1 protein-coding gene is annotated in these 577 nt (G+C 37.1%); it reads left to right on the top strand.

Annotation, left to right across the window (positions count from 1 at the left end; genetic code table 11):
- Window positions 1-133 precede the first annotated feature (133 nt).
- Window positions 134-577, top strand: a 444-nt coding sequence (locus tag QOS03_RS09215; protein WP_283576192.1) for a transposase, incomplete at its 3' end; no start/stop codon positions are given.

The following is a 577-nucleotide window of genomic DNA, read 5'->3' as shown; positions in this document are numbered from 1 at the left end:
GTGTGAATCCTAGGGGGTGTTTTGCATTGTAAGTTATTCAACTATTGAAAAGCTTAAATTACTTCATGATTATCAGAAATCGGATTATGGTTTAACGGTGTACTCCGATTACCATGGTGTCCGACCAGCAAACATGAGTAAGTGGATTAAGCAATTCTTACTCGCTGGATTGGCGGGATTAATTAGACCTAAGCATAATCAGAAGTACTCATTAGAGACTAAGTTAACTGCTGTAAAAGCTTATCTTTCTGGCAAGTATACTAATCAAGCAATTCTCCAGCAGTATCAAATTAGAAATATTTCTCAACTACATCAATGGGTTATTAGTTACAATAATGACAAACTCCGAGTTAATCAGACAACGAGAAAGCGAGTCAGAAAAATGGGACGAAAAGTAACCTTTGATGAAAAGAAGCAGATTGTCCGATGGACAATTGAACATAACAATAACTATAAAGCGGCTGCAGAGAAGTATGATATTAGTTACCAACGAGTTTATTCTTGGGTACGGAAGTACCGAGTAAATAGCGACTGGGAAGTACTAAAAGATAACCGTGGGCGTAATAAAGGAAAAGAG

The sequence above is a fragment of the Limosilactobacillus pulli genome, assembly GCF_947381555.1.
Classification (GTDB): Bacteria; Bacillota; Bacilli; order Lactobacillales; family Lactobacillaceae; genus Limosilactobacillus; species Limosilactobacillus pulli.
This window is presented reverse-complemented; position numbering and strand designations above follow the sequence as displayed.